The sequence below is a fragment of the Microbulbifer sp. ABF4_107 genome (assembly GCF_056312215.1).
Map to the genome: position 1 here is coordinate 3,830,369 of NZ_CM149983.1, position 21,938 is coordinate 3,852,306.

At 60.7% G+C, this 21,938-nt stretch carries 23 protein-coding genes; 9 read left to right on the forward strand and 14 right to left on the reverse strand.

Annotated features, from left to right (window positions below; genetic code table 11):
* Positions 1 to 52: 52 nt before the first annotated feature.
* The 6 genes from ftsE (at position 53) to ACYX4K_RS15735 (ending at position 5,546) form a co-directional block, all read left to right on the forward strand.
* On the forward strand, positions 53 to 736 hold the full coding sequence (gene ftsE / locus ACYX4K_RS15710; protein WP_475091209.1) for a cell division ATP-binding protein FtsE: 684 nt from the start codon (positions 53 to 55) through the stop codon (positions 734 to 736).
* Positions 720 to 1,733: a permease-like cell division protein FtsX gene (ftsX, locus tag ACYX4K_RS15715; RefSeq protein ID WP_475091208.1), complete on the forward strand. Its 1,014-nt coding sequence runs from the start codon at positions 720 to 722 to the stop codon at positions 1,731 to 1,733. The genes ftsE and ftsX overlap by 17 nt, the downstream gene beginning before the upstream one ends.
* Before the next feature lie 437 nt (positions 1,734 to 2,170).
* Positions 2,171 to 3,025, forward strand: a complete 855-nt coding sequence (rpoH, locus tag ACYX4K_RS15720) for an RNA polymerase sigma factor RpoH (protein WP_226703451.1) — start codon at positions 2,171 to 2,173, stop codon at positions 3,023 to 3,025.
* Positions 3,026 to 3,291: 266 nt separating this feature from the next.
* Positions 3,292 to 3,669, forward strand: a complete 378-nt coding sequence (locus tag ACYX4K_RS15725; protein WP_475091207.1) for a DUF423 domain-containing protein — start codon at positions 3,292 to 3,294, stop codon at positions 3,667 to 3,669.
* Positions 3,670 to 3,893: 224 nt separating this feature from the next.
* On the forward strand, positions 3,894 to 4,631 hold the full coding sequence (gene trmB / locus ACYX4K_RS15730) for a tRNA (guanosine(46)-N7)-methyltransferase TrmB (RefSeq protein WP_475091206.1): 738 nt from the start codon (positions 3,894 to 3,896) through the stop codon (positions 4,629 to 4,631).
* A gap of 90 nt (positions 4,632 to 4,721) precedes the next feature.
* Positions 4,722 to 5,546 (forward strand): outer membrane beta-barrel protein, encoded by an 825-nt coding sequence (locus ACYX4K_RS15735; RefSeq protein WP_475091205.1) that lies wholly within the window; start codon positions 4,722 to 4,724, stop codon positions 5,544 to 5,546.
* Positions 5,547 to 5,579: 33 nt separating this feature from the next.
* On the opposite strand, the gene ACYX4K_RS15740 is transcribed toward ACYX4K_RS15735, so the two are convergent.
* Complete coding sequence (locus tag ACYX4K_RS15740) at positions 5,580 to 7,499, reverse strand: ABC-F family ATP-binding cassette domain-containing protein (RefSeq protein WP_475091204.1); 1,920 nt, start codon at positions 7,497 to 7,499, stop codon at positions 5,580 to 5,582.
* Positions 7,500 to 7,568: 69 nt separating this feature from the next.
* Between ACYX4K_RS15740 and ACYX4K_RS15745 the strand changes: the two genes are divergently transcribed.
* Entirely contained in the window at positions 7,569 to 8,120 is a 552-nt protein-coding gene (locus ACYX4K_RS15745; RefSeq protein ID WP_475091203.1) for a TIGR02444 family protein, read from the forward strand.
* 19 nt (positions 8,121 to 8,139) lie between these two features.
* Here ACYX4K_RS15745 and ACYX4K_RS15750 read toward each other — a convergent pair whose 3' ends face one another.
* A complete protein-coding gene (locus ACYX4K_RS15750) occupies positions 8,140 to 9,153 on the reverse strand; it encodes a histidine kinase (protein WP_475091202.1) in 1,014 nt (337 codons plus the stop codon).
* 468 nt (positions 9,154 to 9,621) lie between these two features.
* Between ACYX4K_RS15750 and ACYX4K_RS15755 the strand changes: the two genes are divergently transcribed.
* Positions 9,622 to 10,422 (forward strand): FKBP-type peptidyl-prolyl cis-trans isomerase, encoded by an 801-nt coding sequence (locus tag ACYX4K_RS15755; protein ID WP_475091201.1) that lies wholly within the window; start codon positions 9,622 to 9,624, stop codon positions 10,420 to 10,422.
* Between the two features lie 79 nt (positions 10,423 to 10,501).
* On the opposite strand, the gene rsd is transcribed toward ACYX4K_RS15755, so the two are convergent.
* The 12 genes from rsd to ACYX4K_RS15815 all read right to left on the reverse strand — a co-directional run bounded on the left by rsd (position 10,502) and on the right by ACYX4K_RS15815 (position 19,417).
* On the reverse strand, positions 10,502 to 10,969 hold the full coding sequence (gene rsd, locus ACYX4K_RS15760; RefSeq protein ID WP_475091200.1) for a sigma D regulator: 468 nt from the start codon (positions 10,967 to 10,969) through the stop codon (positions 10,502 to 10,504).
* A 139-nt stretch (positions 10,970 to 11,108) separates the two neighbouring features.
* Positions 11,109 to 11,867 carry an LrgB family protein gene (locus tag ACYX4K_RS15765; RefSeq protein WP_475091199.1) on the reverse strand — a complete coding sequence of 253 codons (759 nt, stop codon included), beginning with the start codon at positions 11,865 to 11,867 and terminating at the stop codon, positions 11,109 to 11,111.
* Positions 11,857 to 12,255: a CidA/LrgA family protein gene (locus tag ACYX4K_RS15770; protein WP_475091198.1), complete on the reverse strand. Its 399-nt coding sequence runs from the start codon at positions 12,253 to 12,255 to the stop codon at positions 11,857 to 11,859. The genes ACYX4K_RS15765 and ACYX4K_RS15770 overlap by 11 nt, the downstream gene beginning before the upstream one ends.
* A gap of 12 nt (positions 12,256 to 12,267) precedes the next feature.
* Positions 12,268 to 12,768: a disulfide bond formation protein B gene (locus tag ACYX4K_RS15775; protein WP_475091197.1), complete on the reverse strand. Its 501-nt coding sequence runs from the start codon at positions 12,766 to 12,768 to the stop codon at positions 12,268 to 12,270.
* 48 nt (positions 12,769 to 12,816) lie between these two features.
* Entirely contained in the window at positions 12,817 to 13,404 is a 588-nt protein-coding gene (locus ACYX4K_RS15780) for an acyl carrier protein phosphodiesterase (RefSeq protein ID WP_476178723.1), read from the reverse strand.
* Complete coding sequence (gshA, locus tag ACYX4K_RS15785; protein WP_475119938.1) at positions 13,405 to 14,997, reverse strand: glutamate--cysteine ligase; 1,593 nt, start codon at positions 14,995 to 14,997, stop codon at positions 13,405 to 13,407. It lies immediately after the preceding gene.
* A gap of 182 nt (positions 14,998 to 15,179) precedes the next feature.
* Positions 15,180 to 15,554, reverse strand: coding sequence for a hypothetical protein (locus tag ACYX4K_RS15790; protein ID WP_475091195.1), 375 nt, complete (start codon positions 15,552 to 15,554; stop codon positions 15,180 to 15,182).
* A gap of 334 nt (positions 15,555 to 15,888) precedes the next feature.
* A complete protein-coding gene (locus tag ACYX4K_RS15795; protein ID WP_475091194.1) occupies positions 15,889 to 17,142 on the reverse strand; it encodes a malic enzyme-like NAD(P)-binding protein in 1,254 nt (417 codons plus the stop codon).
* A gap of 166 nt (positions 17,143 to 17,308) precedes the next feature.
* Positions 17,309 to 18,142, reverse strand: coding sequence for a thermonuclease family protein (locus tag ACYX4K_RS15800; protein ID WP_475091193.1), 834 nt, complete (start codon positions 18,140 to 18,142; stop codon positions 17,309 to 17,311).
* Positions 18,143 to 18,171: 29 nt separating this feature from the next.
* Positions 18,172 to 18,384, reverse strand: a complete 213-nt coding sequence (rpmE, locus tag ACYX4K_RS15805) for a 50S ribosomal protein L31 (RefSeq protein WP_043319964.1) — start codon at positions 18,382 to 18,384, stop codon at positions 18,172 to 18,174.
* A gap of 146 nt (positions 18,385 to 18,530) precedes the next feature.
* The gene (locus ACYX4K_RS15810; protein ID WP_475091192.1) at positions 18,531 to 18,845 is read right to left on the reverse strand and encodes a winged helix-turn-helix domain-containing protein; all 315 of its coding nucleotides are present in this window, start codon (positions 18,843 to 18,845) and stop codon (positions 18,531 to 18,533) included.
* Positions 18,842 to 19,417: a hypothetical protein gene (locus ACYX4K_RS15815; protein WP_475091191.1), complete on the reverse strand. Its 576-nt coding sequence runs from the start codon at positions 19,415 to 19,417 to the stop codon at positions 18,842 to 18,844. The genes ACYX4K_RS15810 and ACYX4K_RS15815 overlap by 4 nt, the downstream gene beginning before the upstream one ends.
* 246 nt (positions 19,418 to 19,663) lie before the next feature.
* Between ACYX4K_RS15815 and ACYX4K_RS15820 the strand changes: the two genes are divergently transcribed.
* On the forward strand, positions 19,664 to 21,907 hold the full coding sequence (locus ACYX4K_RS15820; protein WP_475091190.1) for a primosomal protein N': 2,244 nt from the start codon (positions 19,664 to 19,666) through the stop codon (positions 21,905 to 21,907).
* The last annotated feature ends 31 nt before the right edge of the window (positions 21,908 to 21,938 follow it).

Here is a 21,938-nt window from a genome sequence, read left to right on the forward strand (position 1 = left end):
CGAAGTGCAATAGACGCGCTCTCGAAGAAACTAAAACAACAAAAACGCGCTCATGATCCAGTTTGATAACGTCAATAAACGCTACGAGTCCGGCCAGGATGCGCTGGGGCGGGTCAGTCTGGAGATCGATCGCGCGGAGATGGTGTTTCTCACCGGTCATTCTGGCGCCGGTAAAAGTACCCTCCTGAAACTGCTCACCGCCATCGAGCGCCCTACCCGCGGCAGCATCATCGTTGGCGGCCAGAATCTGAATCGGCTGCGTAATGGCCAGATCCCCTACTACCGCCGCAACCTCGGTATCGTGTTCCAGAATCACCAGCTGCTATTCGATCGCACCGTGTTCGATAACGTGGCGCTGCCTCTTTCCGTGTCTGGCTGCAGTAAGCGTGAGGTGGGCCGGCGGGTGCGGGCGGCGTTGGACAAGGTGGGGTTGTTGCACAAGGAGAAGCAGAATCCGATTGTGCTCTCCGGCGGTGAACAGCAGCGAGTGGGTATTGCGCGGGCGGTGGTGAATAAGCCGGCGCTGCTGGTGGCGGATGAGCCAACCGGTAACCTGGACCCGAAGTTGTCGGAGGAGATCATGAATCTGTTCCGGCAGTTCAACGGGGTGGGCACCACGGTGCTGATCGCGAGCCACGATCTGGAGCTGATTGCGCGCATGCGCCAGCGGGTGCTGACCCTGCAGCAGGGCCAATTGATCTACGACGGATACCCGAGCCGTGAACCAGCGTATTAAATCTTCATCCGCAAGAACCCAACCGCAAGCCCCCGAGCGCGCCCGCTCTACCGGCGCGGTGACCGCGCGCACCGGTGTGGGTGACCGCTTCGGCAGCTGGCTGGATCATCACCGGGAGATGTGGCGGGAGTCCTGGGTGCGTTTTTTTGCCTCGCCCATGTCCAGCGGTATGACGGCGCTGGTGATTGCCATTGCGCTGGCGCTGCCGGCGGCACTGCAGTTGGGGCTGACTAACTTCCAGAAGGCGGTGGCCGGCTGGGATGGGCAACCGCAGATTTCGGTGTTCCTACACAAGCGCGCCAAGCAGAGTGCGGTCACGTCCTTTGCGGACGATCTGCGCGGTGATCCACTGGTGGCGCAGGTGACGTACATTTCTCCGGAGCAGGCGCTGGCGGAATTTCAGCAGGCGTCCGGGCTCGGGGATGCGCTGCTGGGAATGGACAGCAACCCGTTGCCGGCGGTGTTGCTGGTGCGCCCACGGGGTTCCGACAGTGCTGCGCTGGAGTCTCTGGCCGAGCGCCTGCGCGAGAGTGCGCTGACCGACTCGGTGGTGCTGGATATGGCCTGGGTGCAGCGGCTGGCGAATCTCACCGAACTCGGCCGCCGTATGAGCCTGGGGCTGGCATTTCTGCTGGCGCTGGGGGTGCTGCTGGTGGTGGTAAACAGTATCCGCCTGCATATCGAGAACCGCCGGGACGAGATTCTGGTGGTGAAGCTGGTGGGGGCGACGGACGCCTTCGTGCGCCGGCCCTTCCTGTATACCGGGTTGGTGTATGGCCTCGTCGGTGGGCTGATTGCCTGGCTGCTGGTGAGCATTGGGGTCTGGTTGCTGGCGGGGCCGGTGAGCGGGCTGGCGAACCTCTACGGCAGTGGCTTCCGCCTCGATGGCCCCGGTTTTACCTATCTCATTGGCCTCGCCGGAGGCGCGGCCCTGCTGGGGCTGACCGGCGCCTGGCTGGCCGTGGCGCGGCATATTTCCGCGATTCAACCTCGCTAGTGCCCGCCTCGTCATCCCGGCCTCGAGCCGGGATCCAGAATCCCACGATGCTCAAACTCTGCACTGGATACCGGCCTGCGCCGGTATGACGGGGTTTACTTCATATTTTGGGGTGTAAAACAGAGGTTGACCGAATGGTCAGTCAAGAATCGTAAAGCGCGGAACTTCCCCTGTGGATAATCGCTCTAATCACCCGGAAATCAAGGGCTGGCGCGGTTTGCCGGCCTCCTGCAGCCGGGGTTCCATTTCCCGGTGCGGGTGCTAAACTGTGGCCAACTTTGCTCTCCCGGTGCCGCTTAAAAACTGATCGCTGTTCGTTTGAAAGTGCTCAGTTCAGGGCCGCAAGAGCAAGCCGCCGCAAACTACTGGTCTTGGTAAGAAAGAGTCCAAGCAGCAAGTGCCAAGCGGGGCAACCTGAGTTACGAGGAGAATCCTGAATGGGAACCAGTTTACAGCCGATTCACACACTGTCGCCGGGCGCCAATCTGAACGCCTACATCCAGACGGTCAGCGGCTTTGAGGTACTCTCCGCCGAGGAAGAAAAGAAGCTCGCGGAAGATCTCTACTATCACGAAAATCTCGAGGCGGCCCGTCAGCTGGTCATGTCTCACCTGCGCTTTGTTGTGCACATTGCCAAGTCTTACTCCGGCTACGGTCTGAACCAGGGCGACCTGATTCAGGAAGGTAACGTGGGCCTGATGAAGGCGGTGAAGCGTTTCAATCCGGAAAAGGGTGTGCGTCTGGTGTCCTTTGCGGTGCACTGGATCAAGGCGGAGATTCACGAGTTCATCTTGCGCAACTGGCGCATCGTCAAGATCGCCACCACCAAGGCGCAGCGCAAGCTGTTCTTCAACCTGCGTGGCCAGAAGAAGAAGCTGGCGTGGCTGACCAACGATGAGGCCAAGCGCGTTGCCGCTGAGCTGAACGTGGATGTGCAGCACGTACACGATATGGAAGGTCGCTTGGCGGCCCACGATGCGGCCTTTGATGCCGGCGTGGACGACGACGAAGATTCCGCGTGGCAAGCGCCGGCCCACTACCTGGAAGACCGCCGTTACGATCCGGCCACCATGCTGGAAAACGATAACTGGCAGGAAACCAGCGTGAACAACCTGACCGCCGCGATGGAACAGCTGGACGACCGCAGCCGCGATATCATCGAGGCGCGCTGGTTGAGCGAGTCCAAGTCGACGCTGCACGAGCTGGCCGACAAGTACGGTGTTTCCGCTGAGCGAATCCGCCAGCTTGAAAAGAACGCCATGAAAAAAGTCCGGGTGGCGATGGAGGCCTGACAGCCTTCTCACTGACCGGATTCAAGAACCGCGCTACTGGCGCGGTTTTTTCGTATGGGGGCTTTGTTCGGGGTTAGTGGGATTCGCCTTGAAGCTGGTCTGGTGGCGGTGAGGCACCGGGTATCTGTTTTCGGAACCACTGTGAACCCATCCCTGGGCGTTGCGGCGCAAACTTCCTGTTTGCGACGCTTCCGAAAACAGATACCCGGTACCTCCCCTTCAATTTTGACTGCTGCTCTTCGTAAGCCAGAACGAAAGGAATAACGATGGCTAAATTGTATTTATTGCTCGCCGCATTTTTTGGTGGCACCGGTGTGGTTCTAGGTGCGTTTGGGGCCCATGGTCTGCGCGACAAAGTCGCGGAAAACTTGTTGGAAGCCTATAAAACCGGTGTGCACTACCAAATGATTCACGCCCTGACCCTGATCGCTGTGGCGGTATTGATTCATCAGATCGGCGCAAAAACCTCACTGGTTGTAAGCGGTGCCCTGTTTGCTATCGGCATCCTGTTTTTCTCCGGCAGCCTTTACGGCCTGACCTTCGGCGGTCCCAGAATTTTGGGTCCCATCACCCCGTTGGGCGGCACCCTGCTGATCGGTGGCTGGATAGCACTATTTGTCGCCGCCTTGAATTACGGAAAATAATCGCCAACCAAAGGCGGTAAAAACACAGAAATACGAATTGAAGGCCAAGTGCCGGGTATGGGGTTTCAGAAGCGTCGGCGACAGGGACGTCGCCGCCGCAGCGCCCAGGGATGGATTCACAGGGGGGCGCCTAGCCCGGTTCTGAAACCCCATACCCGGTGCTGGGCCGCCCCACCACCAGCTACGGAGCACCCAAAAAAAGCTGCGGAGCTCAGAGGTAAGAGATGCAAGAAGAACCCAACAACGAACCAGGTAACGAGGAAGAAGACTTCCCCTACCGCACCGAATTCAAAAAGAAATCCATCCGTAGCTACGTGATTCGTGGCGGGCGTATGACCGAGGGCCAGCGCAAGGCCTTCGATAATTACTGGGGCCCGTTTGGTCTGTCCCTGTACGACGGCGCCATTGACCCGAAAGAAATCTTTGGCCGCGAAGCGCCAGTAGTACTGGAAATCGGATTCGGCATGGGCGACTCCCTGCTGGAAATGAGCGAAGCCGAAACCGACAAAGACTTTATTGGCATCGAAGTCCACCCGCCCGGGGTCGGTCGCCTGATCAACAACGCCGGCAAATCTGAAGTCAAAAACCTGCGCGTCTACATGGCCGACGCCATCGACGTGCTCAACGACTGTATTCCTGACGCCAGCCTCGACCGCTTCCAACTGTATTTTCCCGATCCCTGGCACAAAAAGAAGCACAACAAACGCCGCATCGTACAGCCCGAGTTTGTAAAACTCCTGTGTAGCAAACTGAAGCCCGGCGGTCTGATGCACATGGCCACCGACTGGGAAAACTACGCCGAACAGATGCTCGAAGTACTCGAAGCCGAAGAACTGCTGGAAAACACCGAAGGCGAAGGCAGCTACGCCCCGCGCCCCTCGTTCAGACCGCAGACCAAATTCGAGCGCCGCGGCGAACGTCTGGGCCACGGCGTTTGGGACCTGCTCTACAAAAGGAAATAAGCCGACAAACACCGCGGGTCAGATAGGAAATAACTCCCGGCCCGCTGTGCTATCTTCTGTCTACCGGTAAATGGATGCTCCGGAGCAACAATGACAACAAGCCCCACCCTCGTCTCAAATCAAATGCGCGCCTTACTACTGGGCGGTGCACTGCTCCTGCTGAGCGGACCGACCCTGGCCGATCAGGAAGGGACACTCAATCTTTATCTTAACGCCGGACAGTACTGGTTTGACGACCAGCGCCTCGACGGCACGCCCTACTTCGGATTTGAGCTGGACGACAGCTCGGGAGGCGGTATCGGCTTCGGCTACAACATTACCGACCGCTGGGCCATCGAAGGCGTGTACGATTATTTCAGCGTCAATGTCCGTGACACCCGCGAAGACGTCGGCGTGCAGAACTATCACCTCGACCTTATGTACCAGTTTGCCGGTCAGTTCTGCGGCAATTATCTGTGGCAGCCGTATGTGGTGGCCGGTGTCGGCGAGTTACGAATCGACGAGGATACCTACGGCTACCCGGATGACTGGCACCAGCGTCAGACGATGGTCAACTTCGGCGCCGGTGTGAAATACCAGTTTCTACCGCGCTGGCAGATCCGCGGTGATCTGAGGGGGTTCCAGGGGGTTGAGGAAGGCGGTATGGACAGCTTCCTGAGCTTTGCCATCGGGTATCAGTGGCAAGATGAGGTCGCCCCGAGAGACTGGGACGGCGACGGGATTTACAGCAATATCGACCAATGTCCGCAGACACCGCCGGGAATTGATGTGGACCAGCGGGGCTGCCCCATCGACAGCGATGGCGACGGGGTGCCGGACTATCTCGATCAGTGCCCCGGAACGCCCATGGGTATGGCGGTGAACGTCGACGGCTGCCAGCGGGAAGCCTACGATCCCAGCGACTTTTCCAAGTAAACGTCGATTGCGCCTATCGGGGGGAGAGGCAGATTACTCTCCCGCCCGAGCCGCTTCCAGCGCCTCCGATACTTCCAGCCATTCCATTTCCAGCTCTTCCAGGGACTCTTTCGCTTCCCCTTGGGCCCTGGTCAGGCGGGTAATTTCGTCCTGCTGGCCGCCGCTGTAGAGATCTTCATCCGCCAGCTTTTCATCCAGGACCTGTACCTCCTTCTCCGCCTTCGCCATCTTCTGCTCGATACTCTTTAGCTTGTTGGTGAGTGGTTTCAGCTGCTCGCGCAGTGCCGCCGCAGCGCGGCGTTGGGCCTTTTTGTCTTCCACCGGCCTGGCGGCCGTATCGCTAGCGGCCGACTCACTGCCGCTCTGCCGCTTCTCCTCGCGCTTGAACGCCAAAAGCCACTGTTTGTAGTCATCCAGATCGCCATCGAAGGGCTCCGCGCGCCCCTCGGCCACCAGGATAAATTCATCGGTGGTATTCGCCAGCAGGTGGCGATCGTGGGATACCAGGATCACCGCACCGGGGAATTCTGCCAGCGCCAGGGTCAGGGCGTGGCGCATCTCCAGGTCCAGGTGGTTGGTGGGTTCATCCAGCAGCAGCAGATTGGGTTTTTGCCACGCCAGCAGTGCCAGAGCCACCCTCGCCTTTTCACCACCGGAGAAGCCGCCTACGGCCTCGAACACGCGATCGCCAATAAACCCATAGCCGCCGAGGAAATCCCGCAGTTCCTGCTCGCTGGCGTTGGGGGACAGGCGCTGTACATGCAGCAGAGGGGAAGCCTTCGAATCCAGCGCCTCCAGCTGGTGCTGGGCGAAGTAGCCGATCTGCAGGTGCTCGCCGCACTGGCGCTCGCCGTGAATCAGGGGTATTTCCCCGGCGAGGGTTTTGATCAGAGAGGATTTACCCGCGCCGTTCGGCCCGAGCAGTCCGATACGGCGGCCGGGCTGAATACCCATTTCCACCCGCGGCAGAATGGTCTTGCCGGGGTAGCCGATCTCCGCCTCGCGCAGATCGATCAGCGGGTTGGACACCTTGTCAGACGACGGCAAACGAAAGCGGAACGGAGAGTCCACGTGTGCCGGAGCAATCTCCGCCATGCGGTCCAGTGCCTTCAGGCGGCTCTGGGCCTGCTTGGCCTTGGTGGCCTTTGCGCGAAAGCGCCGCACAAAGTCCTCCATATGCGCGCGCTGCGCCTGCTGTTTCTCGTACTGCACCTGCTGCTGTGCCAATCGCTCGGCACGGGCGCGCTCGAAGGCGGTGTAGTTACCGCTGTAGAGCACCAGGTCCTGATGCTCAAAGCTGACAATACCGTCTACCACCGCATCGAGAAAATCGCGGTCGTGGGAGATGATCAACAGGGTACCGGGGAAACGCTGCAGCCACTGTTCCAGCCACAGGGTCGCATCCAGATCCAGGTGGTTGGTGGGTTCGTCCAGCAGCAACAGATCCGCAGGGCACATCAGCGCCCGCGCCAGGTTCAGGCGAATGCGCCAGCCACCGGAAAAGCTTTTCACCGGGCGCTGCTGGTCGGCGTGGGAAAAACCCAGGCCGTCGAGCAACTGTGCGGCACGGGAAGGACCGCTGTAACCATCAATCGCCGCCATGCGCTCGTGCAGTTCCGCGATGCGTTTGCCGTCGCTGCCATCGGCCTCGGCGGCATCCAGCTGTCCCTGCAGCTCCCGCAGGCGGTGGTCGCCATCCAGGGCGTAGTCCAGCGCGCTGCGCTCGCTGGCAGTTACCTCCTGAGCCATATGGGCAATTTCCCAGCCGGAGGGAACCTCCACACTGCCGGCATCGCTGTCCTGCTGCTTCAACAGCATCTTGAACAGGGTGGACTTGCCGCAGCCATTGGCGCCGATGACGCCGACCTTGTGACCGGGGAAGATACGGCAGCTGGCGTCGTTGAGCAGGTCGCGCCCGCCCACCTGCAGCGATACGCCTTGCAGATTAATCAATGGAAACCTCTTTGAATTCGCCCGATTTTGACTAGGCTATCGGCTATAACAAACCGCCGGGATTCTAACGTGACAGAAACCGCACCTCCATCTCCACCGCTCTGCCCACTGCAAAACCCGCTGTGGCACTTCAGCCTGGAGTTTTACCGGCAGCCCTCGGTGGCCGAATTCCTGCTCGACTGCCAGGACAGTAAAGGTGCCGACGTGTGCCTGTTGCTGTGGGCCAGTTACACCAGTGCCTGTGGTCGTCAGCTCAGTGATGAGAGCTGGCGCGTGGCCGACCGGGGACTGGCGCCGCGGCGGCGCATGATCAGCAGCGTGCGCAACATGCGCCGATTGCTCGGGCGGCTGAATAAGCAGAGCCGTATCTACGAATGGTGCAAGCGCTGCGAGCTCCGTATGGAGCAGCGGCAACTCGCTGCGTTGTGGAAGTTGAATGGTGAAACCTGGCCGGAGACCCGTTCGCCGCTGGCGCTGGCGGGTGAGCAATATGGTTTGATGCAAAAAGATCAGGCCCGCTGGGCGGGCCTGATTGACGCCTACAGTGCTGCCGGCAGTGCCGGTGGCAGCGAGGCTGGCCGGGAACCGCGCGGCGGCAGTATTCCCGGCGTTACACTTTGACGGCGTTGTGAGCCAGGGCTCAGTGCTTGTGTTTGTGCTCTTCCGGACCGTAGTGCGGGTTTTCTTCAGTGGCGAACAGGCTGTTGGCCGGGGTGCTTGGGGTGATGCTAGGTGTTACCGGGTTGGCGGCCGCGGTGCTGGACTCTGGAACCAGTGGCTTTGGCTCTGAAGCCTTGCCCATAACCGGTGCAGGAGTTTCAGGTGCTGGGGTTACTGCGGGTTTCGCAGTCGGGGTCGCTGGCGTAGACGGTTGAACCGCGGGCTTGGCAGCGCCTGCGCCATTGGTTTTTTGTACCGGCTTACTCTCTGCGGCCTTCTTGGTTGTCTTCTTCGGCGCCGCCTTCTTGGCTACCGCCTTCTTAGCATCCGATTTGTCGGCAGTGGCCTTTTTCGGTGCGGCTTTCTTTGGCGCTGCCTTCTTGGGCTCAGCCGTTTTTGCGGCGGCTTTTTTCGCAGGGGCTTTCTTCGCGGTTGCTTTTTTAGCGGCGGCTTTCTTCGGTGCAGCTTTCTTGGCCGCGGTCTTCTTGTCAGCCGGTTTTTTCGCGGAGGCCTTTTTCTCTGTTGCAGGCTTGGCTGAAGCAGCCTTCTTCACCGACTTTTTCTTCTTCGGCTTGCTGGCGGCCATCACCGATTTCGCTGCAGCTTCACCGGCCTTCTTCACTGTCTTGGCGGTTTTCTCGGCCAGTTTGGCTGCAGCGGCGGCGGCTTTGGAATCTGCGAGGGATTGAGCAGCCTCTTTGGCAACCTTTTCAACTTTGGCCACGGCGGCTTTGGCCGCATCCACTTTTTTCTTGGCGGAGGTTTTAGCGGCTGGCGTTTTTGCTTTGCTGCCCGCGGTGCGCGCCGTGGCAAGCTTGGCCTTGGCTTTTTTCACCTGGGCCTGAGCCTTGTCGGCTTCCTTGGTGGCTTTGCTCAGGGCTTTGTCGGCATCGGCCGCTTCCTTGGCCCGTGCTTTTTCGAGTTGGGTGGCAATCTTGGCGATCTGTTTTTCCAGATCGGCAACGGAAATAGCGGCTTTGCGTTTGGCGGCCATGGTTCAAAATCCTGCGGTTGAAACGGGTTGTGTACATGCTCTTGAAAGAAACCCCGACGATTCCCATTTATTGATAGCAGAACCACCTCTCTGCCTGCGAACTTACTGTGAAAAAACGGGGCTGAACGCTGATAATAGCGCTGTTATTTCGGAAGTGCATCCCCGCCGCCTGTGGGAATTGTTGTGGAATTTACTGGGGGTTTTTTCTGGTGCAATTCAAAAGTGACAATTGTCAGGAAAATGAAACAACCGCGGTCCGCTGTGGTCCTACCTGGAATCCCCGGGTGCCTGCGGATTGCCGGTGTGCAGCCGTTCCCAGCATGGGTTAGACTTGACTGTCGCTGGGCCCGCTTGTGCTACTGTGATCTGCCGCACAAAGTGTGTTTGGGTCAGGGTGTAAAACAGCAGAGAAGGGTGGAACCCTGCTCGTACAAATAAATGCTTCACGGAAATAAAGAGACAATTCTCATGAATAAAACTTCTTTGGCTGCTGCGATTGCTCTGGGTATTGCACTGGTCGGCTGTAACAAGCAGGAGTCTGCAGGTTCCGCAGATATCAAACTGGAATCCCAAGAGCAGAAAGTCAGCTATATCATTGCCGAAGATATGGCCAACCGCCTGAAAAGCCAGGAAGTTGCTTTGGACCCAAAAATTGTCGCCATGGCGCTGGAAGATGTAGCCAGTGGTCGCGACTCCCGTCTGAGCGAGGAAGAAAAGCAGCAGGTTATCCAGGTATTCCAGGAGAATATGCAGGCCAAGCAGAAAGAGCTGATGGCCAAGCAGGAAGAAGAGTTCAAGGCTTCCGCGGAAAAGAACCTGGAAGAAGGTAAGAAGTTCCTGGAAGAGAATGCCAAGAAAGAGGGCGTGCAGACCACGGACTCCGGCCTGCAGTACAAGGTGGTCACTGAAGGCACCGGCCCCAGCCCCAGTGAATCCAGTGTTGTCGAGGTGGACTACAAGGGCACCCTGATCGACGGAACCGAATTCGACAGCTCCTACAAAAACGGCAAGCCGGTACAGTTCCCGGTGAAGGGCGTAATCAAAGGTTGGACCGAAGCCCTGCAGCTGATGAAAGAAGGTGCAAAGTGGGAACTCTACATCCCGTCTGAGCTCGCCTATGGTCCCGGTGGCGCGGGCGGCCTGATCGGTCCCAACTCCACCCTGGTATTTGAGGTGGAATTGCACAAAGCCAATGTTGGTGGTGACGAAGGCGCGGCCGAAGAAGAGGCGGCTAAAGAAGATGGCGCGGAAGATCAGGCGACCGAATAATCGGAAGCTGATTCACCGTCATCAAAAAAGGGGCCGCTGGCCCCTTTTTTTTATTCGCCTGAGTTGAGTGTCAAGTCGATCAGGCCAACTGGTTTTTGTGCGCAGTGTGCAGGGTATCGATCATAAGGTCTTCCGCGGCAAAGCGGGTTTCCAGTGCAACACCCAGCACCGACAGATCTTTTACCAGGGTGGTGAGATCATCGGTTTCCAGATATTTGTCGTTGAAATCTACCGCCACGTCGGTGGTGCCGTCGATTTCACGGTACAGGGCCTTGGCCTGCTGCAGACCCTCGGCATCGCCAAATGCCTGCCCTTCCTGAATTAGCTGGTCGTACACCTCAAAGTGGCCAGCGGAGACATAGTCCACCAGCTGCTGACACAGGGTGCGCACGCTGGCTTCCGCTTCTTTGTCGCCGTCGGCAAATTCCTTGTGCTCTGACAGCTGGCAAAAGCTCACCAACAGCGCCTGACGGGATTGCAGCCAGCGGTCAATAATCTGGCTGACGCCGCCCCAGCGCTCTTGCGCGTTTTTACAGTTCTCCAACATCTCCAAGTTTCCTTTTGTGACTTCTACAACTGCTCTTAGGAATGTAGAAGCTTCTGCCGCCGCGGGCAAGGACGGCGCGGGAAAAAACGACGGCAAAGACGAGTTCCGGGAATTGGGTCAGGTCGGGACCGACTTTGACTCAAATGTTGACCAGTACCGGAAGTAGCAAAGCAGTCAGCGCGCCGCAAAGCCCCATGGCGAGGGCGGAAAAGGCGCCGCACAGGGCGCTGATTTCCAGCGCGCGCACGGTGCCGATGGCGTGGGCGTTGACACCCAGGGTGAAGCCGGTGACCCGCTCGTCGGTGACCCCCAGCAGCTTCAGCAGGCCGGGACCGCACACTGCGCCAACAATACCGGTAAACGCCACCACGCCCGCAGCGAGGCTCTGGATACCGTTCATCTGCTCGGTCAGCGCCAGGGCCACCGGCGTGGTTACGGATTTGGTGGTCAGCGCGATCAGTACCGCAGCGCTGCCGTTTAGCAACATAGCAATCAGCACCGCCACCAGCGGCGCCAGTATCGCGCCCACCGCGAGGCCCAGTATCAGCGGCCAGCCGACTCTCCGCACCATTGTCAGGTTCTGTTTCAGTGGAATGGCCAGCGCAACCACGGCGGGCCCCAGCAACAGATACAGCAGGCCGCTGCCGCGCTGGTAACCGGCGAAGTCCACGTTCATTAGCAGCAGCCCGGCAAACACCAGCAGGCTGCCGCCCACCACCGGGTGCAGTATCGGTGTACCGGAGCGGCGGTAAATCTTCAGTGCCAGCCAGAAGCCGAGAATATTGAGCGGCAGTATGACCAGCGGGTGTGTGCAGGAAAGTGGCTCCGCAAAGTTGATGGCAACCTGCTGTACCTGTGCCAGCCACTCGCGCAGCGGCGTGATTGCATTACTCGCCATTGTCGCCACCCTCGCGGCCTCGTCCGTTGCGTCGGATCAGGTGATTCAGCAGCAGTGCGGTCAGCGCGATGCTGATCAGGGTACCCACCACCATGGCAACGATCAGGGCAAACCAGTCACCGCCGGACAGGTCGCGCAGGAAGTAGATGCCCACGGTGGCGGGAAGGAAAATCAGTACCAGCAGGCGCAGTATCTGCTCGCCCACCAGCCCAAGACCGCGCGGCACGCGACCGTAGAGCATCATCGCCAGCAGCAACAGGAGCATGCCCAGCACCGGGCCGGGCAATGGCAATGACAGTGCGGCAACGAGGACGCGGCCAGTCAGGTCAAAGGCCAGCAGCAGGCTGGCCCCCAGCAGCCAGCGCGGGAGTGCGCGCAGGAACGACACGGGAAGAATCGGTCAGTGCTTGCGGAAGGCTTGCCACAGGCCGAACAGGATCAGGCCCACAAAGCCCACCGCGGCCCAGCCGGCGATGGACAGGCCGAGCATGGTCCATTTTACTTCCGCGCAGTTGCCGTCGCCGGTGAGCAGGGTTTTGATCACTTCCGCCATGGGGAATACGTCCACCATGTAGCTGATGCCGGGGCCGCAGGCGGGCACCTGGTCTTCCGGCAGGCTCTGCAGCCACAGCTGGCGACCGGAGAAGTAGAGGCCGCCGATGGCCCACAGGGAAACCAGCAGGCCGTAGATACGACGACCGATGTTGGTGGCGCCGGTGGGGTTGTGCAGAAACGCAATCAGGGAGGTGAGGCCGACACCCAGAAACATGACCCGCTGGGTGATACACAGTGGGCAGGGTTCGAGGCCCATCGCATATTCCATGTAAAAGGCGATGCCGAGTACGGCGATGACGGCGAGGAACATGATCAGGAAGGTGATGCGTGGGCTTGGCAGGGTCATGTGATTATTGTCCGGATACTGATAAGCGATTCTTTAAAAAGCGATTTTCTAATTAATAGTCTGTCGGAACTGCTCGGCCTGCTGGCTGAGGTCGGCAAACAGTTGGCGGAATTCCTGTTCCAGTGCGCTTTGGTCCCGCTGCAGCAGTGGCAGCATGTCGGCGAGGGGCTGCGGGCGTCGCAGGCGCTGGCCGACCCGTTCGAGGGTGCGCCGGATGACGTTTACCTCGCGGTAGCCGGGCAGGAGTTTAAATTGCTCGGCTCTTTGAATAAACGTTTGTGCGTTTTCGGGGATCCACTGGTTGCGCTGGTGGAAGTTGGACCAGCAGTTGTGGGTAAAGGTTTCGAGCGGTTGCGGGTACCAGTGGTGCCAGTCGTTGGCGAGCAGGTGGTCGAACCAGATATCGAGGGCGATGCCGCCGAGGCGGCGCCACTGGGGGCCGAGGCGTTTGAGGGCGCTCAGGTAGGCGGGGTGCTGGTCACTCAGCAGGTCGATGCGGCGGTGCAGGCGGATGCCGTCTTCGATGGCTTTGGGGCGCTCCCCTTTCATGGGGCCTTTGACGAAGTCGCCCAGTAGCCCGCCCAGTTGCCAGTCCGGGTCCGGGCCCGAGAGCAGCAAATGGGCGAGGTAATTCACTCAGAGCCCTTTCTGGCAGAACACGTACTGCGCGTAGTACTTGCCGAGAAAGTCTTCGAAACTGCCGGTATCGGCGTCTTCTACCTGTTTTTGCTTGTCGAGTGACTCTTTTGCGAGACGCTCGAAATCGGCCTGCTCTTCCTCGTTCAGCGGGCGGTCCAGGAAATACTGGCGGTGCTGTTCCGCTTTGGCCTTGGCCCACTGGAAGAAGGTCTGGTTGTGCTCGTGCATTTCCGCGAGCATTTGTGCCGCCGGGGTGGGTACCTTGCCATCGACCTTGTCGCGCTGGGCGGAGACGGCGCGCTGGTAGTCGTGGCTGCCCCACGCCTGGTCAAGTAGTTCGGCCATGGGGGTGATCTCATCGAGCAGTTCGCCGGCCCAGTCGGTGAGCTTGCGCTCGCCGCCGTTGTGGATAAGTTGCAGGTCGGGCTCGCGGCCGCGGTCGACGATGCGGGTCTGGTTTTCCTGTACCGCGCGGTAGTCGGCTTCGTCGGTTACCGGGCTTTCGCTCAGTAGGCAGTGCAGCAGGAAGGCGTCGAGGAAGCGCATTTGTGGGGCTTCGATGCCGAGCGGGACGAAGGGGTTCAGGTCGAGGCAGCGCACTTCGATATATTCGACACCGCGGGCGTCGAGGGCGGAGAGTGCGGTTTCGCCCATACCGGCCGGGTTTTTCGGGCGGATCGGGGAGTAGAACTCGTTTTCGATCTGCAGCAGGCCGGTGGAGAGCTGCTGGTATTCGCCGTGCGCGTCTTTTACACCCTGCTGGTGGTACTCGGGGTAAGGCTTGCTGATGGCTGCGCAGAGGGTAGACAGGTAAGTCTGCAGATCGTTGTAACACACGATCAGGGACTTCTGTGCGTCGCTGGTATAGCCGAGGCCGCCCATGCGCAGGGAGGTGGCCTGGGGGGCATACAGGGTGCGGGCATCACCGTCGAAAGGCTGCAGCTGGTGCTCGCGGTTCTGCACAAAGGTGCCGCACACCGCGGGCGCGGCACCAAACAGGTAGATCAGCAGCCAGTAGTGGCGGCGGAAGTTGCGGATCAGGTCGAAGTAGCGGCGGGTTTTGAAGTCTTTCAGAGACTCTTCCTTGCCGCCCTCTTTTTCCTGCAGCCAGGTCCAGAATGCGTCCGGCAGGGAAAAGTTATAGTGAATACCCGCGATGGTCTGCATGGCGCGGCCGTAGCGCAGGCCGAGCCCGAGGCGGTAGATGGTTTTCATGGTGCCGCTGTGGGAGCTGCCGTAGCGGGCCACGGGGATCTCTTCATCGCGGCCGAGTTTGCCGGGCATGCTGTTTACCCACAGGCGCTCGTCGCCGATCTGGCTGTAGGTGTAGCGATGGATCTGGTCGAGGGTTTCCAGCGCCTGCTCCGGCGTCGCCACCGGCGGGGTGATGAATTCCAGCAGGGCTTCGGAGAAGTCGGTGGTGATGTACTCGTGGGTGAGCGCGGAGCCGAGGCCGATCGGGTGATCGGTCTGCGCCAGCTCACCTTCCGCAGAGACCCGCAGGCCCTCTTTCTCAATACCGCGGCGGATGCCCTTTAACAGCGCTAAACCTTGCGGCTGGGCCAGATCGGCCAGATCGAGTTTGGACAAGGGAATCTCCTGTGGCAGCCGGTTGGCTGATGGGCCGGGTGCGCCACCGGGACGCGGTACTTCTTAATCACAAAAAACGTCAATCACCAAAATGGCGATCCGGCCTAAATGGGGGCGCCTGCTGCTATCTCAAGTAAGTGGGCTCAGTAAACAAGCTCAAGAGTAGGCTCAAGGCAGGTCTGTCAGGGGCTCGGGAGCGGTTGGTCGGGCTGGCTCTCTGCCGCCTCGGGTTGCGGCAGCTCCTCGGACTCGGCGACGTCATTCGCTTCCGCGATTATTTCGGGCTCATCCACTGCTTCCCCTGGCACCGCAGACTCAAGCGGTGTCTCGCTCAGGGCTTCTTCCGGGACGATGGGCTGGCGCTTGGTGTCCAGCTCGCACTCCAGCAGCTCAATGCGCAGGGCGACGTTGCGAGTATTGGCCTCGAACATCTGATTGATGGCGACGTCCTTGTGTTCGGTGCGGAACAGCTTGGTGTTCTCGCGGCCGTCGATCCATTCGTTGCTTTTGCTTAAAAACTGCTGGTGCTGATTGGTCAGCACATAGACGTGGCTCATGCGGGGGGACAACTTTGCTCAGACATGGAACGCAGTTTAGCGGCGGTAGGAGGGAGGCTCAAGGATTGGGATGTAGGCCGTGTTGGTTCACACGTTGAGAAATCAGTTCGTGATAGTGAGCTAGGTGCGAAGGTGGCGATGCCGGGTACAGCCTTGTGAGACGTTGATTCGCTGCGCTCACCCTGCGGGCGCCTCCGGCGTCCAAAGCTCGCGCTTTGTCCGCGAGAGGGACCTCGCGGAAGAGCCCCCAGGGATGGGTTTACGGCGTGTCTCACAAGGCTGTACCCGGTAGCGCCACCGCCACCGGGTTCGTTCGCGGAACTTGCGAGTGGGGTTACACCGGCTTCAACGGATAGTGCGCCGGATACGGCAAGCGCGCCGCGCCGCTGTCCACCGCCGCGCGGGCCACTGCCGCCGCCACTTCCGGCAGCAGGCGCGGATCTGTGGGCTTGGGCAGGATGTATTCGGCCCCAAAGCTCATCTCTACACCGCCGTATCCGGCGCGCACTGCTTCCGGTACTTCCTCTCGGGCCAGCTTGCGGATCGCCTCGATGGCGGCGAGCTTCATGTCTTCGTTGATGCGCGTAGCGCGTACATCCAGGGCACCGCGGAAAATAAACGGAAAACACAGCACGTTGTTTACCTGGTTCGGGTAGTCCGAACGGCCGGTGGCCATGATCAGGTCATCGCGGGTCTGGTGCGCCAGCTCCGGGCTGATTTCCGGATTGGGGTTGGAGCAGGCGAATACCACCGGCTTGTCCGCCATATGTGCCAGTTGCTCCGCAGACAGCAGGTCAGGGCCAGACACACCCAGGAATACATCGGCGCCCTCGATGGCGTCATCCAGAGTGCGCATCTCGGTATCCCGCGCCCACTCTCCCTTGTAAGCGTTGATATCACTGCGCCCGGAGTGAATCACCCCGCGGCTGTCCAGCATGGTGATCTGGTCTTTCTTGGCACCGGCGGCCAGCAGCAGTTTGCAGCAGGCAGTTGCCGCGGCACCGGCACCCAGGCACACGATACGCACGTCTTCGATCTGCTTACCCTGGATTTCCAGCGCGTTCAGCATTCCCGCCACGGTCACGATGGCGGTGCCGTGCTGGTCGTCGTGGAACACCGGTACCGAGCAGCGCTGGATCAGCGCCTCTTCGATGTGAAAACACTCCGGGGCCTTGATGTCTTCGAGGTTGATACCGCCGAAGGTATTGGCAATCGCCGCGACGGTCTCAATAAACCGCTCGGGGCTGGGGCATTCCACCTCGATGTCCACGGAGTTGATATCCGCAAAGCGCTTGAACAGCAGGGACTTGCCTTCCATCACCGGCTTGGACGCCAGCGGGCCCAGATTGCCGAGACCGAGGATGGCACTGCCATTGGAGATGACCGCGACCAGATTGCCCTTGCCGGTATACAGGTAGGCGGCCTCCGGGTCCTTGGCAATTTCGCGCACCGGTTCGGCCACGCCCGGGCTGTAGGCCAGAGACAGGTCTTCCTGGGTTTGTGCAGGGGTTGTGAGTTCCACCGAAAGTTTGCCCGGTGTCGGCAAGGCGTGGTAATCGAGCGCTGCCTGGCGCAGTGAGTCGGTCATCAGGATGTCATCTCTTGGTTTGGAAGGCGGCCAACATTCTGCGGTTGGCAGCAGGTTACTGCGGAAATATTGATTTTATGGTGGGGGCGCTAAGTCCCCTTTTCCGAGGCGCGGAGAATAACCGAGACGACTGCAAGTCCACAAGCTCAAAAACTGAGCGCAAATGTTATTTTCTACTAATATTGATGGTGAATTCGGAGTCGGACGAAATAAAAAATCGTTTATTTTTTTTGTTTTGGGATGAATATTTCTTGCCTCTGTCGATCAGCCAGCCTTTCACCACTATTTTACGCCCTTGCCAATTGCGCCGGTTTGCGTGGCCATAATCCCGTTTAGGGTCCAGCCGCACTGCCACCGGGCCGTCCAGTTCTAGCCACAGGAAGCGGTTGTGATCCACCTTCTTGACGGTACCGGTCAGCAGTACAAATCCGCCGTCCCCGGGACGCACATCGGCGGCAGCCAGGGTCGGCCAGACACCGCTGCGCCAGACCCCGCGCTGGCGCTCCTTTGCCTCCTGTTCGCGGCTGGACAGGCACTCGGCCAGGGCGAAGTTGGGGGCCACGGCAATATGGAAGGCCAGGCCCGCGGACAGCAGTGCGGATTCCAGGCTGTCGCCGCGGTGGTTATAGACGTGGGCCAGGGTGCGGCCGTGGTTATCGTAGCGGTCGCGATCGTACACCAGCTCCAGATCGCCGCCGGCGAGAAACCGCTGCACAAACTCTTTCGCTTCTTCCGCCAGTGGCTGCGCCGGCCGCCGGCCGCGGGCCAGTTCCGGGGCGTTTACGCCGAGAAGGCGCACCCGGCGGCCGTCTTTCAGGCGCAGGGTGTCCCCGTCCACCACCTTCTGCAGGGCCACAACCTCGTCCGCCTCCCCCAGCACACAGTCGGCCAGCGCCGCTGCGGGGTGGAAAAGGCCGATCAGTAACAGGCAGGCACAAAAAAAGACGCCAAGGGAGTCCCAGGGCGTCTTTTTCGTCGCTGCCGGAGGTGCGCAGGGCATACCGGAGCGGGTCTCGATAGCGCTTTCTCTTACTTGGAGATGCGGCTGCCGAAACGTTTCTTGAAGCGGTCTACGCGGCCGCCGGTGCTGGCTTCGCGCTGCTTGCCGGTGTAGAACGGGTGGCAGTTGGAGCACACGTCCAGCTGGATGTCCTTGCCCAGAGTGGAACCCATTTTGAAGGAGTTGCCACAGGAGCAGGTTGCAGTGATTTCGGCGTAATTCGGGTGGATATCGTTCTTCATGATGGCCTCTATTCGATACCGCCACCCAGTCGTTCGCTGAGCACGGGATCGTCATTGGTGCAGGGGAAGCTTCCCCGGGCTGTTTAAAAAGTCGGCGCATACTATCAGATTAGCCCGCCGATTCAAGCGTAAATGCGGCTTCGGGGTCACGGCTCCCCGGCGGGGGCGCCCGCCGCGTCGATCAGTGATCGCAGCGCCGCCATATGGGACTCCAGTGCGGATCGCCCCGCACTGCTGAGGCCGTACCAGGTGGTGGGTTTGCGCTCGACGAAATCCTTGCGGCTTTGCAGGTAGCCCCGTTCTTCCAGCTTGCGCAACTGTGCTCCCAGATTGCCGTCGGTAGCCTGCAACTGGCTCTTCAGGCGGGCGAAACTGAGTTCACCGTGCTTGGCCAGCAACACGCAGGCGCCCAGGCGGATACGGTGCTCCAGCAGCGGGTCGAGGGAGGTCAGCGCCTTCATTGGGAGTCGCCCGTGTTCAGCGCCGCCCGGCGGCTGAAGCCCGCCCAGCACAGAGCGATACCCACGGTGATCCCGGTGATTGTCCAGATAAAAGGAGGCATGAGTACCACCAGTACCCCGTAGGCTACCAGCATCAGGATGCCGCACCACAGCAGCGGTCGCTCCAGGTGAACCCCGGCGAGGCTATAGGCGATACCGGTCACCAGCAGGAAGTTGGCCCCGCCCATCTCGGGTGTGATACGTCCCAGCATTAATGGCAGGAAGCAAAGCAGAAATGCGGCACCCACAAGGCACCAGTGCAGGCCGTAGCGCCGGCCCAGCTGAGAGTTGTTATAGCCGTGGCGCCGGCTCTCGCGGGCGCCGAGCCACGAGCTGAAAAGACCGCCGCCAGCACCGGCAAACAGCCAGTACACGCCGGCAAACCGGGGAGCCAGGTCCGGCAGGCTGAAGCCTACCGCGATCAGTGCCGCCCACAGAAAGTACAGGGCCGGGATACCGCCAGCAGCGGCGTCCTGGTCAATGGCGCCGCGAATATAATCCAGGTCACTCTGCAGTTTGTTTACGTCGTTCATGGTCACAGATCCTTGTTGCGAAAGGGGTCGGTAGTGCGTCCCGGGGTTAACTCTAAAAGATAGAGTTGATGTGTAGAGTACTCTGATTTTTAGAGTTTGCAAGGCGCGCGCGGCTCGCGGGTGGTTTTGGGTGCCATGAATTTGCGCGTGGTGGTTTGCCGATGTCGGCTGTAACCGTGGGCTTCAGCCGGTAAACTAGCCCGCTCAAAAAAATCCGCGCAGCAGAAATTGTTATTTGGGGGCCGCTTGCAGTTACAACCGGATCAGTATCGCTCGGACGCGACAAGCGAGCGCCCGCGCGTCATTTTGCGCCTGGCCGTACCGGTACCTCTGCGCCGCCTGTTCGATTACCTGCCGCCGGCGGGAATGCCCGACCAGGACTTGCAGCCCGGCCAACGCTTCCATGTACCTTTCGGCAACCGCGACCTGGTGGCTGTGCTGGTGGATGTGGTATCGGAATCGCCGCTTGCGGAGCTGAAGCCCGCCAGCGAGTGCATCGATCACCAGCCCATTTTCGATTCCCGCAGTCGCCATTTTCTGCAGTGGGCGGCGGATTACTATCAGGCGCCCATCGGGGAGCTTTACGCCGCGGCGTTGCCGGCCGCCCTGCGCAAGGGTAAGCCGGCGGACCACTGGGCGGAACAGTGGCTGGAGCTGACCACCGAGGGCAAGGGCCTGCCGGAAACCGCGTTGGCGCGGGCCAAGAAGCAACAGGAGTTATTGCAGCTGCTGTTGAGTAGCGGGCGCCAGAGTCGCACCGCGCTGAACGCCCGCGGGCTCAACAGCACCGTGTGCAAAGCGCTGATCGAGCGCGGACTGGCACGCTGGGTGTCCGGGCCCACTGCGCCGCCGCCGATGGAAGAGGTAGAGCCGCGCCCCGCGCCAGAGCTGAACGAAGAGCAGCGTCAGGTTATCGACGCGGTCCCGGCCACCGGCTTCAGCGCCTCTCTATTGGAGGGCACCACCGGCAGTGGCAAGACCGAGGTGTATCTGCGACTGATGGAGCGCGCCCTGCGCGATGGCAATCAGGCGCTGTTGCTGGTGCCGGAGATCGGCCTGACCCCGCAGACCCTGCGCCGTATCGCTGCGCGCTTTCCCGATTTTCGTATCGCCGCCCTGCACTCGGGCCTCGCCGATGGTGAGCGCGCCCGCGCCTGGCTTTCCGCCGCCAGCGGTGTGGCGGATATTGTGATCGGCACCCGTTCGGCCATTTTTACCCCGCTGCCGCGCCTCGGCGTGATCCTGATCGACGAGGAGCACGACGGTTCCTTCAAGCAGCAGGACGGTGTGCGTTACTCCGCCCGCGACCTGTCGGTAGTGCTGGCAAAAAATGCCGACGTACCGGTGCTGCTCGGCTCGGCAACCCCGTCTCTGGAAAGCCTGCACAATGCGCTCTCCGGCCGCTATCAACATCTGCGTCTGCGCCACCGCGCCGGCAATGCGCGCCCACCGGAAATCAGTGTGGTGCCCATCTTGCACCAGCAATTACAGGAGGGTTTTGCCCCGCAGGTGTTGCGGCATATCGGCGAGACCCTGAACCGCGGCGAGCAGGCGCTGGTTTTCATTAATCGGCGCGGCTACTCGCCGGCGCTGACCTGTGACGACTGCGGCTGGCTCGCCGACTGCCCCCACTGCTCCGCCAAACTTACCCTGCACCGGCGCCAGCGCCATCTGCGCTGCCACCACTGCGACTACCGCATGCCGGAGGTGCACAGCTGCCCGCAATGCCACAGCCGCAACCTCAACGCCCTGGGCGCGGGCACCGAGCGCAGTGAGGACTTCCTTACTCATACTTTCAACCAGTTCCCGGTGATCCGCGTGGACCGGGATACCACCGCCAGCAAACAGGCCCTGGATAAACTGCTGGAGCCGGCGCGCAACGGCGAGCCCTGCCTGTTGCTTGGCACCCAGATGCTGGCCAAGGGGCATCATCTGCCCAAGGTGACCCTGGTGGTGATCCAGGACGCCGACGGCGGCCTGTTCAGCGCCGACTTCCGCGCTCCCGAGCGCATGGGGCAGCTGCTGGAGCAGGTCGCCGGCCGCGCCGGCCGCGGCGACCTGCGCGGTCATGTGCTGGTGCAGAGCCGGTACCCGGAGCACCCCCTGCTTCAGTTATTGCTCAACAAGGGCTACGGCGCTTTCGCCCGCCAGTTGATGGAAGAGCGCAAAATCGCCCAGCTGCCGCCGCTGCGGGCCATGGCACTGGTGCGCGCCGAGTGCGAGGAGCCGCGTTGGGCCGAGGAGTTCCTGGCCAATGCCCGGGATTATCTGCAGGCGATGGCACCGCCCTCCCCGGCGCTTCAGTATCTGGGGCCAGTGCCCGCGCTACTTGAGCGCAAGTCCGGCCGCTTCCGCTTTTACCTTCAGGTCACTGCGGAGAAACGCGGCCTGTTGCAGAAGCTGCTGGCACAATTCAGCCAGTGGGCGGAAGGGAACCGAAACCGTCGTCTGCGCTGGGCGGTGGATATGGATGCGCAGGAGCTGTCCTAAATTCCACCCACAGCGCCGCGCGCAGGCGGTA